The 13886-nt window shown below is 62.4% G+C and carries 15 protein-coding genes and 1 tRNA gene; 2 read left to right on the top strand and 14 right to left on the bottom strand.

Annotated elements, in window-relative coordinates; translation table 11 throughout:
- Positions 1 to 106 precede the first annotated feature (106 nt).
- From TZ00_RS18005 to TZ00_RS17980, 6 genes are all read right to left on the bottom strand, one after another.
- Positions 107 to 973 (bottom strand): MurR/RpiR family transcriptional regulator, encoded by an 867-nt coding sequence (locus TZ00_RS18005; RefSeq protein ID WP_044443835.1) that lies wholly within the window; start codon positions 971 to 973, stop codon positions 107 to 109.
- The gene (gene phnE / locus TZ00_RS18000; RefSeq protein WP_044443833.1) at positions 957 to 1766 is read right to left on the bottom strand and encodes a phosphonate ABC transporter, permease protein PhnE; all 810 of its coding nucleotides are present in this window, start codon (positions 1764 to 1766) and stop codon (positions 957 to 959) included. The genes TZ00_RS18005 and phnE (TZ00_RS18000) overlap by 17 nt, the downstream gene beginning before the upstream one ends.
- Complete coding sequence (gene phnE, locus TZ00_RS17995; RefSeq protein ID WP_044443831.1) at positions 1763 to 2605, bottom strand: phosphonate ABC transporter, permease protein PhnE; 843 nt, start codon at positions 2603 to 2605, stop codon at positions 1763 to 1765. The genes phnE (TZ00_RS18000) and phnE (TZ00_RS17995) overlap by 4 nt, the downstream gene beginning before the upstream one ends.
- Positions 2602 to 3357, bottom strand: a complete 756-nt coding sequence (gene phnC / locus TZ00_RS17990) for a phosphonate ABC transporter ATP-binding protein (RefSeq protein WP_044443889.1) — start codon at positions 3355 to 3357, stop codon at positions 2602 to 2604. Before phnC ends, phnE (TZ00_RS17995) begins: the two co-directional genes overlap by 4 nt.
- Before the next feature lie 64 nt (positions 3358 to 3421).
- Positions 3422 to 4408: a phosphate/phosphite/phosphonate ABC transporter substrate-binding protein gene (phnD, locus tag TZ00_RS17985; protein ID WP_044443830.1), complete on the bottom strand. Its 987-nt coding sequence runs from the start codon at positions 4406 to 4408 to the stop codon at positions 3422 to 3424.
- A gap of 4 nt (positions 4409 to 4412) precedes the next feature.
- Entirely contained in the window at positions 4413 to 5159 is a 747-nt protein-coding gene (locus tag TZ00_RS17980) for an HAD family hydrolase (RefSeq protein WP_238579753.1), read from the bottom strand.
- Between the two features lie 99 nt (positions 5160 to 5258).
- Here TZ00_RS17980 and TZ00_RS17975 point away from each other — a divergent pair, with 99 nt between their 5' ends.
- Positions 5259 to 5984, top strand: a complete 726-nt coding sequence (locus TZ00_RS17975; protein WP_052521693.1) for a hypothetical protein — start codon at positions 5259 to 5261, stop codon at positions 5982 to 5984.
- Between the two features lie 24 nt (positions 5985 to 6008).
- Here the strand turns inward: TZ00_RS17975 and TZ00_RS17970 are convergent, their stop codons facing one another.
- Positions 6009 to 6380 (bottom strand): iron chaperone, encoded by a 372-nt coding sequence (locus tag TZ00_RS17970; RefSeq protein WP_338010805.1) that lies wholly within the window; start codon positions 6378 to 6380, stop codon positions 6009 to 6011.
- Between the two features lie 17 nt (positions 6381 to 6397).
- On the opposite strand from TZ00_RS17970, the gene TZ00_RS17965 reads away from it, so the two are divergent.
- Positions 6398 to 6829 (top strand): iron chaperone, encoded by a 432-nt coding sequence (locus tag TZ00_RS17965; protein WP_044443825.1) that lies wholly within the window; start codon positions 6398 to 6400, stop codon positions 6827 to 6829.
- A gap of 65 nt (positions 6830 to 6894) precedes the next feature.
- Here the strand turns inward: TZ00_RS17965 and TZ00_RS17960 are convergent, their stop codons facing one another.
- The 7 genes from TZ00_RS17960 to TZ00_RS19125 all read right to left on the bottom strand — a co-directional run bounded on the left by TZ00_RS17960 (position 6895) and on the right by TZ00_RS19125 (position 13718).
- A complete protein-coding gene (locus tag TZ00_RS17960) occupies positions 6895 to 7515 on the bottom strand; it encodes a hypothetical protein (RefSeq protein ID WP_044443824.1) in 621 nt (206 codons plus the stop codon).
- Between the two features lie 832 nt (positions 7516 to 8347).
- Positions 8348 to 9346, bottom strand: coding sequence for a GTP pyrophosphokinase (locus TZ00_RS17950; RefSeq protein WP_044443822.1), 999 nt, complete (start codon positions 9344 to 9346; stop codon positions 8348 to 8350).
- On the bottom strand, positions 9333 to 10172 hold the full coding sequence (locus TZ00_RS17945; RefSeq protein WP_238579752.1) for a nucleoid-associated protein: 840 nt from the start codon (positions 10170 to 10172) through the stop codon (positions 9333 to 9335). Before TZ00_RS17945 ends, TZ00_RS17950 begins: the two co-directional genes overlap by 14 nt.
- Positions 10173 to 10565: 393 nt before the next feature.
- Positions 10566 to 11498 (bottom strand): hypothetical protein, encoded by a 933-nt coding sequence (locus tag TZ00_RS19830; protein WP_152631263.1) that lies wholly within the window; start codon positions 11496 to 11498, stop codon positions 10566 to 10568.
- Between the two features lie 237 nt (positions 11499 to 11735).
- Positions 11736 to 11810, bottom strand: a tRNA-Arg gene (locus TZ00_RS17930).
- Positions 11811 to 11989: 179 nt separating this feature from the next.
- Positions 11990 to 12487 carry an HNH endonuclease gene (locus TZ00_RS17925; RefSeq protein WP_044443815.1) on the bottom strand — a complete coding sequence of 166 codons (498 nt, stop codon included), beginning with the start codon at positions 12485 to 12487 and terminating at the stop codon, positions 11990 to 11992.
- 349 nt (positions 12488 to 12836) lie between these two features.
- Positions 12837 to 13718: a C40 family peptidase gene (locus tag TZ00_RS19125; RefSeq protein WP_052521691.1), complete on the bottom strand. Its 882-nt coding sequence runs from the start codon at positions 13716 to 13718 to the stop codon at positions 12837 to 12839.
- Positions 13719 to 13886: the final 168 nt, after the last annotated feature.

Here is a 13886-nt window from a genome sequence, read left to right as displayed (position 1 = left end):
TGACGCTAAGAGCCGGCGGCATCCTGTCGGTGAACGAGCCGATGCGTGCAGATGAACGCAGGGCCAACGGTGGTGTGCGTGGTCTCCTAGAGGAGCGTTTGGCGCGTCAGTCGCTGAGGTTGTCGCTCAGAATCGAGAGCACGGTCGAGCGCGACTGTCGCGCCACATCGCCGAGCCGGGCGGCCACCACCTCGACGAGCGACTCCAACAGAACGACGTGAGGGATGCGCGAGGTGTGCTCGAGTTCGTGACGGAACGAGCCGCTGGCCGGCGCGACCACGAGGGCAGCGTCGGCGAGTGTCACCAACGGAGATCGCGCGAACGAGGTGACCACCACGAGTCGGGCACCCGCCGCCCTCACGGCGCGCGCCGAGCGAAGACTGGACTCGTTCGCGCCGCTGCCACTGATAACGATGCACGTGTCGGCAGGGCTCAGCTGACGCGCGGCGATCTGCTGGCCAATGGGGTCGGCGACGAATTCTGTGGGGCGCCCGACGGCGGTGAGCCGCATGGCCAGATCGAGCGCAAGCGGCGATGACAGACCGTTGGCGATGGCGAGAAGGCGTGAGGCTCCCACGATGAGCTCGAGCGACTTCTCGACAGACTCGTCGGTGAGAACGCTGGCAATCTGCGGCAGCGAAGCGGCGAGCGCGTCGATGTCGGCGCGGATGCTGCCGAGGGCCCCCGAGCCGTAGTCGCGCTCCCGCTCGCGGCCCTCTCCCTGGGCGAGCTCGCGGGTCAGCGCCACGCGCAGCTGCGGATAGCCGCGGTAACCGAGACTCTGACAGGTACGAATGACCGTCGACCTCGCCACTCCGGCTCGGTCGGCCAGGTCTTGCGCTGTGGTCTCGACGATGCCCTCGAGATCCGCGAGAATCAGCTCGACCACACGGCGCTCGCTGGGCAGCAGTGAGTTGATCACCGTGGCAATGCGCGTCGTCGGGTTGACGTCTTCGCTACCGCTCCAGGTCATGTACGGGTGCTCCCTCGGTTATCCGTCGGCGGATGGCCCCCGAGATCGCGTCGAGGGCGATCGTCACGATCACGACGACGATCAGCAGCATCCCCACCACACCCCACTGCCGATACTGAGTGTAGGAGGTGAGCATGTCTCCGATGCCTCCCACACCGATCAGGCCGAGCACGGCAGAGGCGCGCACGTTGATCTCGAAGCGGTAGAGCCAGAACGACAGGAACTCCGGGCTCGCCGACGGCCAGACTCCCCAGCGCAGCACCTGCGATGTCGAGCCGCCGGCGGCGCGCACCGCCTCGATCGGCCCGCGGGGCACTCCGTCGATCGACTCGAAGCCCCATTTGCCGAGGGTTCCGATGCCTCCGACTGCGAGCGCGAGGGCGCCGGTTAGGGGCGTGAGTCCGGTGACAGAAAGAATGATGATGGCGATGATGATCTCGGGCACCGCCCGGATCACCGCGAAGACTCCGCGCAGCGCGGCCTGCACGGGCGGCGGGCCGAAGCCCTTCGCCGCGAGAAAGCTCAGCGGCGTCGCAATGATGATGCCGAACACGGTGCCGACCCAGGCCATCTCGACCGAGCGCCACGTCTGATAGAGCGCCTCGCCGAGCTTCGACCAGTCGGGGGCCGAGAACATAAGCCAGAGGTAGCGCACGATCTCGGAGGGCAGGTTGCCGAGTCTGGCCCAGTTGATGTCGACAGACCAGAACGCGACGACCACGACGACGCAGACGACGGATGCGACGAGCCGGGTACGCGTGCGGGAAGGGCGGGGTGGGGCGACGGCACTCATACGAGCCTCTTCCGGATAGCGCTGGAGACGAGCTCGAGCAGGATGACGACGACGAGAACCTCGAGGATGATGACGGACAGCTGGTCGTAGCGGAAGTAGGTGCGTACGGCGTCGATGAGCAGGCCGATGCCGCCCGCGCCCACGAGGCCAAGAACGGTGCCCGATCGCACGTTGAGCTCGAGCACGTAGAGAACCTGATTCACAAAGCTCGGCCACACATCGGGCAGGGCGACCGCGCGGTTGATCTGCGCCTGGGTGCCGCCGGCTGCACGACCCGCCTCGAGGGGACCGGCGTCGTTCGACTCGATGGCCTCGGAGACGAGCTTCACGATGATGCCCACGTTGAACAGCACGAGGGCCAGGATTCCGGGCAGCGCCCCGACGCCGACCATGGCGACGAGGATCGCCGCGTAGAGCAGTTCGGGCACAGCGCGCACGACATTGAGGATGACGCGCACAAGTCCGCGACCGACCCAGTTCGGGTTGGTGAGGCGGGCGGCCCAGAGGCTGAGCGGAAGCGCGATGACGGTGCTCACCGCGGTGGCGATGACCGCCATCTCGAGCGTCTCGAGCATGGGAGGGATGGTGCGGGGAAAGAATGACCAGTCCGGCTGCAGAAGCTGCACGATCTTGGCCGCGCCGTTCTGCCAGTTGCGCACGATGGCGTCGAACGAGAACGCGATCCCCACCTGCGGGCTCAGCGTCACGGCTGTGATCACGGCGATCACGCCGAACGCAAGCCACGGCTTCCAGCGGCCGGCGGGCCGTGGCGGCGGTGTAGCCGAGGCAGCTTTTTTCCTCTCCGGGGCCAGAGCGAACGCGGGTTCAGGCACGGTCATCGGTCGAGCACATCCTCTGCGCGGATCGACCGGCCGTAGATCTCTTCGAAGACGGCATCGGTGGCGTCGTCGACGGAGCCGTCGTAGACGACCTCGCCAGCGCGCAGCCCGATCAGGCGAGTGCCGTATTCGCGTGCCAGGTCGACGAGGTGCAGGTTGGTGAGCACCGTGATACCGAGTTCGGTGTTGATGCGACGCAGATCGCGCATCACGGCGTGCGCCGTGGGCGGGTCGAGGCTCGCCACGGGCTCGTCGGCGAGCACGAGGTGGGGTTCCTGCGAGAGGGCGCGCGCGATCGCGACCCGCTGTTGCTGGCCGCCCGAGAGCGACGAGGCGCGATCCCATGCCTTGGCCAGAATGCCGACCCGCTCGAGCGCGTCGAACGCGATCTGCTTGTCGGCGGCCGTGTGCAGGCCGAGCAGCGTGCGCCAGGTCGGGGTATGCGCGAGGCGGCCCACGAGCACGTTGTTCAGAACGCTGGTGCGGCCCGCCAGGTTGAACCCTTGAAAGATCATGCCGACCTCGCCGCGCAGGCGGCGCAGCTCGCGGCCCTTCGCCTCGGCGAGGCTGTGCCCGCCCACGGTCAGCTGACCCGATGTGATGGGAACGAGCCCGTTGATCGTGCGGATGAGACTGGACTTGCCCGAGCCAGACAGACCGACGACCGAGACCATCTCGCCCGGCTCGATGTCCATGGAGATGCTCTTGAGTGCGACGACGCCATTGGGGTAGCGCACGCTGACATCGCGCATGCGAATAGACCACGGCGCGGAGGCCGGGGCGACTGCCCCGACCTCCGCAGTGTGCTGAGTCACGCTACTTCAGCCCGAGCTTGTCGGCCGCGCGGGCGACGACGTCGAGCGAGCCCGGGTCGGCCGGGGCCAGCTTGGTGATGGAGTAGATCGCGGTGAGTTCTTTCGAACCCTCGGGGGTGTTCGAGTAGTCCTCGAGCGCCTTGGTGATCTTGTCCTGAAGCGCAGGTGACAGGTCCTTCGTGAGGGCAACGCCGTCGTTCGGAATCTCGTCGGAGAGGGCGAACACCACGACCTTCTGGCCCACGTCGGGCTTGTCGCTCTTCACGATGTCGCGGGCGTCCCAGAAGCTGAAGCCCACCTCGGCGTCGCCGTTGTAGACGGCCAGAACACTGGCGTCGTTCGCGGTCACGGGCAGCGCGCTGATGTCGTTGTCGGTGTCGATTCCGGCCTCGCGCAGGGCGAGGATCGGGTAGATGTAGCCGGCCGGCGATCCGGGGCCGAGCATGGCCACCTTCACACCGTCTTTGATCTTAGAGATCGAGTCGAGGCCGGCCGGGCCCTTCAGCGCGTCGGCGCCATTGCAGAAGAGCTTGCCGTCGCGCTCGACGGGGGTGTCGTCGCAGTACTTGTCGGGGTTGTTCGTCATGAACTGGGCCGGGTAGGTGATGTTGCCGTTGCGCTCGGTCTGCAGCACGACGGATGCGCCGTACATGTCGCTCGCCTGCCACAGCTGCAGCGACGGCAGGAACCCGATCTGGGCCTGGCCCGCACCCATCGCCTCGACGGCAGCCTGGTAGTCCTTCGACACGACACCGGTCACGGGAATGCCGAGGGCCTTCGACAGCATGTCAGTGAGCGGCTTGGCGGTGTCGACGAGCGCTCCCTGGTCTTGCGAGGGAACGAGGGCGAGCGTCAGCGAGGTCGGGTCGGCCTGGGCGGCGTCCGACGAGCCGTCGGTGGATGCCTGGGTCGAGCATCCGGTGAGGGCGACCGTTGCGAGGGCGACGGCGGCCGCCCCGGCGAAGGTGAGGCGCTTGCGAGAGATCATGGAATTACCTTTCGGAGGGTGCGGGTGAGAAGGGTGAAGAAGAGGAGGTGCGGAGCCATTCGGTGATTGCCGGGTAGAGGTCGTGCAGATGGTGAGCCGAGAACGTGGGCGTCACATCCGGCGTCTCGTCGGAGGTCGAGCCGACGAGGGCTGTCAGCGCCCCGCGAGCGTGCGCGGGGGCGAGATCGTTGATCCAGACGTCGCCGATGCTCAGAACCTGGCCGCGGGGCAGCCAGTCGTCGAGCACGGCGGCCATGCCGTTCGGCTTGCCGAGAGACGTATAGACGGCGTCGAACAGGCCGGCGAGCCCGAGAACCTCGAGGGCCTCGCTGATGCGAATGTCGGGAGCGTTCGTGGCGACGACGAGGTTCGCATGCTGGCGCGCCTCGCTCAGAAATTCGGCGAGATCGTCGGGCGCCACGACGGGGGCGAGCGGCGAGCCGAGGTGCGCGCGGCTGGCGAGATAGGCCTCACCGAGCGTCTCGGGCCGGATGCCGTGGTCGGCCGACATCAGACGCACAAGGTCGTACCCGTCGATGGCGCTCGTGCCGGGCGCCCGTCCGGAGGGGTGCTCGTCGAGCGTCGCGACGACGGTCTCAACGAAAGCGTGAGCCTCGTCGACGGGCAGCTGCTGCGCCGCGGCACGGGCATACGCGACGACCGGCCCAACCCCGAGGGAGAGCGTCCCATCGAAATCGAACAGCAGAGTCTTGTCGCGGTACGGCACGCTTTTCCTTTCCTTCGCGGACACAGCGTCCATGATAGGTAGAGCGTATAGACGCAATGACCACGCTGGGTGAACAGCGTGTAAACGATTTTTCGAGAGGCCGTCGCCACCTACGATTACGACGTGACTTTCGATGACTTACTGGATGCTGCCGCTCGCATCGACGCGGGCGAATCGCCGCGGTCGGTTCTCGAGGGCTCGCTTCTCGCCGCGCAAATCGGGCGGGATGCGTCGGCCCGGCGTTTTTCGCAGTGGGGGCTCTCGACCGTCGTCGACGAGAACACGGGCACGCCGGTCATCTCGCCCGAGCTCTTCGCCGAGCTGCACCGGCTCGCCGGCCTCGACGCGGCCTGGCCCGTCGGCAATGCCGGGCTCACCCATGTTTATGGCTATCTGCTGTCGACCGTGTCGACGCCCTACGGGTTGAAGCGCGACCGGTGGGTGAACGGTGATGTGGCGCGCGCCCTCGGCCTCGAGCCGTCTGCGTTTACTCCGTGGCACGGGACTCCGGCGGCGGCCACTCCCCTGCATCGCCTTGCGATGGCACTCTCGCCCATCTTCGATGCTCCCGCTGAGGCGCCCGGTGTCGTGTTCGTGATGCGCGAGAGCTCGGATCGCATCTCCGCCATGACCGTTCTAGTACGCCATCCGAGTGCCGAACATTCGGCGCTCCTCTACGCTGTCGACGGCAAGCTGCTCACCGCGTTCCCCTTCGAGATCTCACCGTCGAGCATCGAAGCTCTGCAGGCGGAGCCTCCGCGCCTGCGCTACAACGCCGTGGTCGACACAGCGAGGCAACCGCTCGACACCCGCCGCGTGTTGGTCAGGCCGTCTCTGGGCACAGACTAAGCGGCGTCAGCGGCTAGCCTCTGGTCAGTCGGGAAGGCCGTGCCGCTGGGCCAACGCCGAGGCGACGCGTTTGATGAGGTCGTACGGTATCGGTTTCGAGTACGGGAAGTTGATCGAGTCCTTTCCCAAGCGGAACGGGGAGATCTCTGCTTCGAGGGCGTCGCGCTCCGCTGACTCGCCATCGTCGAGTCTCGCGATCGGATAGAGGCCGACGAACTTCTTCCAGGCGGCGTAGTGCAGTCCGTAGCGGCCGCCGAGCATCACGGCGGGCATGTCGTAGCGGAACTTCTCCTCGCCGCCGGGCACGACTTCAAGCAGGATCGGAGAAGCGCGTGCTGTGCGCGCATCCCTATTCTGAAGTCGTCGCCGCAAGTTAGGTGTCGCCCGCTCACGCATGCTCGAAGGAGAACATCATGGCCGCAGCTGCCGAAGGACTGTCGAAGGAAGAACGCGACGCGGTCAAGGATCGCGCGAAGGAACTGCGAGAGGAGGCCAAGGCGGGCAAGAACCGCGAGGCGGGCGAGCAGGCCGTGGCGAAGGCGATCGCCGAGATGCCCGAATCGGATGCCGCTATCGCGGGCCGCATCCACGAACTGGTCGCGGAACACGCGCCGGACCTCATGCCGAAGACCTGGTACGGGCAGCCGGCCTACGCGAACAAGGAGGGCAAGGTCATCCTCTTCGTGCAGAGCGCGGCGAAGTTCAAGACGCGGTACTGCACCCTGGGCTTCAGCGAGGACGCGGCGCTTGATGACGGGGAGATGTGGGCGACGTCGTTTGCGGTGACCGCGCTGACACCTGCGGTGGAGAAGAAGATCACTGAGCTAGTCCAAGCTGTCTTCTAACTAAAGCGTGACCTCAACACTGCCTATCCGCGCACAGATGTTCCAGCATGGAACGCAAGCCCCGGTCAAATCACCGGGCCCCGACTCCCCTGCTGAATCGCTGAACGATCGGGGCCTGTTCGATGCACAGCCCAGCGAATGACGATTACGACATAGGCAACCAGAAGGAAGGCAGCACTCAGCATAAGAAACATGAGCCCGGGCACTCCCCACGCCTGTCCGGCATCCTTGTCGGTCAGGTTGACGCAAAGGCCGATAATGAGGCTAAGCATGCTGAGCGCAAAGACGAGCCAACCGACGTTCACAGGGGTGACCCATCTCTTCTTCCGGGTTGCCTCGATTATTCGCCTCGTATCACTGGCTGTCTCCTCACTCACCTTGATGTCAGGGAGAGGAGAGAACCAATGGACGGACGGTACTCCATCGACGACCACCTGGAGGGTCCCCGAGGCTCCCCGCCGAATTAGGGATGGTCTCAGAATAATTTTGGAGTGATCCGACACTTCGAGGTTGAGCGAATCCAAAGACGTATCGGTGGCTGGCCGGTTGATCTCCAATATGGGCACCTGCAGGTCCAGCTCAAAGTTGCGATTCCCATCAAAAGCAGCAGACGAGATATCGGCCCGACCGCTCGACCAGACCGTGACCTTCACGAGATGCGGGAACGCTACGCGCTGGTCACCCACGGAGACCAACACCTGAGGTGCGCCATCAAGGCTGGCGCCGATCAGACTACTCGATTCAATCCGAAAGCGAAGCTCGCGTCGTGGATGCTCTCGTCTATGGATGAGCACGGGAACAAGGACGGCTACGACCAGACCCAAAAAACTCAAAAAAACTCAATCCCCATAAGGGAGAGTATGTCAGTCGGCCAGAAGACGATATAAGCCTTTCTCACGCGCACAAAGCCTTGCATTCCAGCACCACGGCCGCTTTAGTCTCCGCAGAAGGAATACCAAAAAGAGGAACACCACGGGTTCAAGAATTGCTTGACAGGAACCACTCGGCCACGCCGAGGCGGGCGGGAAGTCCGTGACACAGGCGATCGCAAAGATGCCCGAATCGGATGCCGCTATCGCGGGCCGCATCCACAAACTTGCCGCGGAACACACACCGCAGCTGACGGTCCAGACCTAGTACGGCCAGCCCACATACTGAAAAAGGCCGCAGGGTCACTCTGTTCGTACAGAGCGCGGCGTAGTTCAAGACGCGGTACTTCAGCGAGGACGAGGCGCTCGACGACGGGGAGATGTGGCCCCGTCGTTTGCGATGCTCGCGACGAAGCCCGCGGCAGAGGCTAGGACTACGGATATCATCCTGCGGTCTGCCGTGTGAGTCGCAATTCGCATCTTTTTCTGATGGAGCGAACGTGTGAGAGTCACCATAATCGCAGTGGAACCCTCCCACGTGGTGTACGGCGACTAGGCCACCCGCCACATGTTGAGGGCCAGATTCCAGTCCTCAAGCGATACAACTTTCGCCATCGGGTTCAAGGCGGGCTCGGGTTAGGCCCGGGCTCTATCGCAGGAAACCCGGGTGGTCTGTCCATAAGGCAATGGGCTCAACGTATTGATAGGCATCACTGGAGGAGAGGGCATTCGAAAGTTCGTATTCGTCCTCCTCCAGGAGCGCTAAAATCAGCAAGACCTCGGGTTGGGTAACGAACCAATCCGAGTCGACCTCAAAGCGATCTGATTCCGGCCCATGCTCAAGAAAGAATTGTTCGACAACGTCTCTTTTGGACTTCAAGAACGCGTCCAACTTGCTCCTGAGGGTTTCGCACGATGCGCCCAATGATGCAGCCAATAGCGCGACAATTTCGCGCGTAGTCTCCTGATCTCCCACGCGCCCGGTCATACCTTCGAAAAGCTCTTCCAAATGGAGCACCAGGCTCATCTCAGCAAACGCCGGTTCGGACTTGACTAAGTCGACTCCCCTCGACAGTTCGAGATCATAGAGTTCAACGAGGACGAGGAGCCGGCGGAATGTCCTTTCAACCTCGTAGGGTAAATGCGGAACCTTCTTGTAGACGTATTTATGCTCCGTCATTGCCCAGCTATGCTCAGCCACCGTCCGCACTTGTAGCTCGCACCGAATTTTCAATCCATCTTCGTTCACCTGATCCGATGTGAGGTGAATGTGCAGGCCTCGGTATGCGATTTCTTGCGGGTTCGCGCCAACCGACTGGTCTTCAACTTCGACACTTTCGAATGCCAACGCTCCCCTAACGGCGTGCACAACACGCGCTTTGTCGGTTGTTAGTGGGACGACAATCCGGACGCCTACCAAATCTGGACAATCGGACCATGGGTTAGCGTAATTTTTTCGGCGTTGCTTCTTGAATAGCTCCAGAGGCTTCTTGTGTCGCGCCTCTAAAAGAGCCGCCTGGATGTCCGCCTCAATTAGAACGGCCTGAAGACGGGTCAAATACTCCTCAGACGCATTCCTGTACGTCTCCTCTTGCGCCGCATAGCCGATATACAGTTCGGCGGCAGAAATATTGCTATCGTCCGCCATTTCCCTTGACCGCGGTGAGTCGCCCTCCTGTGATCAGGACGTTGTCCTGCCCGTCTCTTCCTGCTGACACTTGAACCGCTTTCCCCTCGCCAACAAGTTCGGCAGGTGCAACGACATGCACACCATTCGACAAATCGAGCCGCAGACGGCTGATCTGCGAAGCCACTCTGCTGGAGTCCTTCGGGAACGTCGACATGGGTGCAGATCTTGACTGAGCCAATGAAGCTACTTCCGATTGAAAACCTGACGGCACGTGATCCCGAATGAAGGCCTGAGCATCAATACTCCTGCGGTTCGAATTCAGCTCCGAAAGCAATGCCGACTGCACGTCGAGTTTCGTCTCAGGAGGCATCGAGCTCTCGTTTACAGCACTGGTTACGCGCTCGAGAAATTGTTGCGTCAGCACTGCGGGCTCCTCTCTGAGCTTCATGCCTAGGAACTTTCCAAGGAAGTACCGAGCGAACTGATTACCATTTTGATCGTCAACAACTTCGCCAGAGAGCGGGCCAGTTGACGACGCAGACTTGGACATAACCGCGATCTTGTAGATCTTTGCGCTATCGCCAAAAACAAGGTCCCTGAGTTGCTCGATTAGAAAAATGCGGTGGCCCGCGCTGTTGGTTTGGGCTTCAATTCTCATCGCGGCCTGATGCTCTACCTTTGCGACGAGCAGGGCGTCGTCCCCGCCCAAGGTAGCTTCCGCGACCACGAGCAATCCCGGCAGCGCTGAGCCAGGCTGAGCCACTTTGAGGTCTTCCGCAAGACCTTTCGAGGCTTCAGCCAGATCGGGGGCGGTAGCCCACAAGGATCGGATGCGATTGGGCACCGCAGAGCCAAAGGCAACCTCCTCCACTATCGGTAGAGCACGTCCCGACAGAGCTCTTACGAATCGCGCAGTGAGAAAACTGAGGTTTGCGTTCGACATCGTGACGGGTTCGTCGGTCAAAACGACCGTGAAGCCCGTCGACCCAGGTCCAGGTGTCCTTACAATCTGATGCATCATCACCGCGCCCAGCGTAAGCGTCGCGTAACTGGTGGGGGGCATTTATGGCCTCTCTGCCGTTTTCCTCACTTTAGGGGAGAACAGCAATTCTTAGACACTCCCTCGTTCTGGGCGCATAACTGGCGCCTCCATTCCTCCAGTCAACTTGCAAGTCCGACCTGGCTGAAGTGGGACCCCGTTTCGGGAAAGCCACCACGACAAGTCGCGCCCTGCCAGTTAGTCAGCAGATTCCGCCCGCGAGGCCTCACCTAGATTGAGCCAGTCCGACAACCCGGACGAGTACACGTCTATCGCCCGCCCGTTTCGAGGGTCACCACCGTTTAATAGATCAGTGGCCCGTGTTCTCAGTTCCGTCAACGAATAGACGAACGGCAAGGTTGCCCAGTCAATGGCAACATACTCGAGACGCGCGAGACTGTGTCCCCCAATGAGATCACCGTCTGACATCAGCAGGACACCCTCATGGAAGCGATACAGGGGGTCTATCTCCTCTGCAATGGCCTGAAGAACTAAGTTTGCGGACCTCGTTAGTTCAGCTGTGAGCATCCAAACGAGCCAACAGTTCACGCCAAGCTGTGATATAAGTTTCGAATACAACGCGGGGTTCCAGTTGATTCGCGTGTGCGGTCGATCGACCACGAACCAGCCGTTGCGGTAGTCGAAACATTGACCCAAGTGACTCGCGAGCAATGAAACAACTTGACGATGGTTTTCGAAGGCTAGCGCAACCTTAGGGTAGGTCGGGGGCCATCGAAGCGCCAAGAGCCATGACCCCAAATCGAATAGGTCGTTCCACTCGCCCTCTGACAGTGATGGATGGGCACCATTCAAATGAGACGTACTGATCTGCCAATCATCCAAACGGGCTTTCTTTTCCCATATTGCGATTCGAGCGACAAGAAGTTCGTCGAGGTCCCGTTGCTGCAACTCTCGAGATGTAACGGATTTGTCAATTCGTTGTTCATGGCGCGTTTTTATTTCAAGGAGTTCCGCCATCGTCCAAGCAGAGCCGTTGTCTTTATCAATCACCGTGTGGTGGGTCGGGCACAGGAGTACCAGGTTTTCGTAGCCATCGATATCGTTTGCGTAGTTTGCATCATGCCGCGGCCCGTCAGGGCGTTGCGACCTGATATGGGCCTCTTCTCCCAAGACTGCACCCTGCGACGACAGGAGACCAGACTCAGGGGACCTCAGATCCGCTGTCAGGCGCTGTCCACAATCAGGCCACGCGCACCGATTTCCAGCACGTCCCCAAAGCAATTTTCGAGACACTACGTCGATTGACATATCCGCCCTCCCCTGTCGCGCGTCAGTCCCCTAAAACGTCACCGAGGATGTGTGAAACGCGCGGAATGCCCTTCAGCCAGCCACTAAAGCACCTTTGTTTGGTGCCCCTGGAGGGACTCGAACCCCCAACCTGTTCCTTAGGACGGAATTGCTCTTCCATTGAGCTACAGAGGCTGGCCTTTAGGAGTTTAGCTTAGAGGGAAGGCCGGGTGGTCTCGATACGCGTCGGCCGCGGGCGGCCTTTGGCTACTCGACCAACGCGTCCAAAGGCCTAACGGTGGAGCCGCCCTAAAAATATGGCACGGCGAAGACGTTCAATGGCGACGCGGCCCTTCGACAGGCTCAGGGAACGGCTACGCCGCGCTCTCTATGTAGTTCTCCCAGGCCGGCTCTGCGCGCTCCGCTCCGCGGACCGTCCAGCCCGACTGGTGCGGCATCTTGGGCGTTGCCCGCAGAGTCCAGCCCATCTCGGCCGGGGTGCGGTCGCTCTTGATGTTGTTGCAGCGCAGGCAGCAGGCCACGAGGTTCTCCCACGTGTCCTTGCCTCCGCGCGACTTTGGCATCACGTGGTCGATGGTCGTGGCCGCTCCCCCGCAGTACAGGCAGCGCATACCGTCACGGCGCAGCACTCCCCTGCGCGAGACGGGCATGAGTCTGGTCGAGGGGATGCGCACGTAGCGCGTGAGGATGATGACACTCGGGCGGTCGAACAGGCCCGAGGTGGCCCAGACCGGATGCTCGACGTCGCTCTCGATGATGGTCGCCTTCTCGTTCATCACGAGAACGATGGCGCGCTTGAACGAGACCACTCCGAGTGGCTCGTATCCCGCGTTCAAAACAAGTGTTCGCATTGTTGCCCTTTCGAATTGCCCTGCACGGCTTGCAGGGACCCGATGTGTCACCCATCGATTTTTCTTTGCGATCAGAGGAGCAAATGGACACAAAAAAAGGGCACCGTCAAAATGACAGCACCCTAACTGAGCCGAACCCGGCTCAGACAACGTCCACTCGTGTGCCTCCTGACACTCAGCAGGCGGCAACCCGTGGTGCGGATGCTCCTGCCAGATATCACGAGGTCTCTCCTGAAGGCTCGAATAATTGCAGTAAGGCTAACCCACGAACGGCGTACCACAAATTCGTGGCACGCCGTTCGGGTGAGCTGTAACCGATTGTTCACAAACCGGCCAGCGACGATGTTCTCTAGACGATGCGCACGAAGTAGTAGCTGCCCCACAGCGCGCGGTGCTCGACCATTCGGCCCCAGTCGGGCGAGTCGATCACTCCGCCGGCTCCGTCGTAGATGCCGATGTGGTACATCGGCCACACCACAAGGTCGCCGGGCTGGGCGTCTTCGGGCGAGACGCGAATGCCCATGGCCGCCTGGTTGCCGACGATACGCGGCAGGTAGATGCCGAACTGGCCGAACACGTACTGAGTCAGCCCATCGCATCCGAAACCGGCCTCGGGAGTGGCACCGGCGCTGTAGGGAACGACGCCGACGAACTGCTGGGCGTAGTCGACGACGGCCTGGCCGCTGTATGCACCCGACGGCGGGTTGACGGCGAATGTACCGGCCGTGGGCGTGGTCGAAGCGGATGCCGTGCTCGCCTCGGTCGCGGCAACCGCGGCGGCCGCGGCATCGCGGGCGGCCTGCAGCTGCTCGCTCGTGGGAGCCGTGTAGGCATCGCGGCTGACGGCGAGTGCGGCAGCGGTGTCGTCGACGGTGATGCTCTGGGCACCGCCGGCCAGGTCGGTGGAGTTCTTCGCATCGAACGCGGCGTTGCCGTTGCCGAAGGCATAGGCGGGAAGGGCCATGGTCGCGATGAGCCCCACGGCGAACGCCATAACGACGCCACCCGCAACGTTGCGCTTGGTGGGCTTCTTGAAGCGGCGCGGCGGTGCCGTCTGCGCCGCTTTGGCGACGGGGGCGGATGCGCGGGGCGCCGCGATCACCGACGTAGCAGAGCGAGTCACCACAGCGAGGGGTCGTGGAACTGCGGGAACGATGTCGTTCTCGTCGATCGAGATGTTCGGGTTCGGCTGGCCGTTCGGGGCGTCCAGCGACTCACGAAATTCGGTCAAGTCTGTACCTCCGGCACCTCGCGCGGCATCTAGGGTGCCGTCCCGTCCCACTGAATTGTCTGCGGGTTGTGCGCGCCGAGAGACGGGGAAAGAGGTGTCTCGGAGCCGCCCAAAAGCCATGCTTTGGCTGTCTGGACTTGTCCGATGGTACGGGAGCGTTACCTGTTT

It is taken from the genome of Agreia bicolorata, assembly GCF_000938265.1.
Taxonomy (GTDB): Bacteria; Actinomycetota; Actinomycetes; order Actinomycetales; family Microbacteriaceae; genus Agreia; species Agreia bicolorata.
This window is presented reverse-complemented; position numbering and strand designations above follow the sequence as displayed.